The 386-nt window shown below is 31.6% G+C and carries 1 protein-coding gene; it reads left to right on the forward strand.

The window, feature by feature from the left end; genetic code table 11:
• Positions 1–97 precede the first annotated feature (97 nt).
• Positions 98–364, forward strand: a complete 267-nt coding sequence (locus tag MN204_RS20385) for a YesK family protein (RefSeq protein ID WP_249872897.1) — start codon at positions 98–100, stop codon at positions 362–364.
• Positions 365–386 lie beyond the last annotated feature (22 nt).

Below are 386 nucleotides of genomic sequence, written 5' to 3' on the forward strand. Positions count from 1 at the left end.
GATTAACTCTATTTTATGTAGAAGTTATTGTACTATAGGGGCAGGATAATTCAACAACGCTCCAGTATTTGATAAGAATATGAAAAGGGGGAACAAAATGGATGCTTTAATGTTAGAAGGATGGACACCGATATTGCTCATTGGGATTATTGTTGCTATTATCTTCTTTTTTATATCTCGTAAGATTTCTAGAAAAGCTCTAATTTTAATTTCCATTGTATTGAGTTTAGTTTGTCTCGGAATCGTTATTTACAGCATAGAAGTTGTTGGTGGTTGGGAAGGTATTGGATTATTATTTGTTACGTTCAGTGGTTTCATTGGCATATGGGTAGGTACTATAAGTGGAGTTATTATTAAAAAATAAATATGTAATGCAATTTCTTCAA

The sequence above is a fragment of the Oceanobacillus saliphilus genome, assembly GCF_023522835.1.
Lineage (GTDB): Bacteria > Bacillota > Bacilli > Bacillales > Amphibacillaceae > Oceanobacillus > Oceanobacillus saliphilus.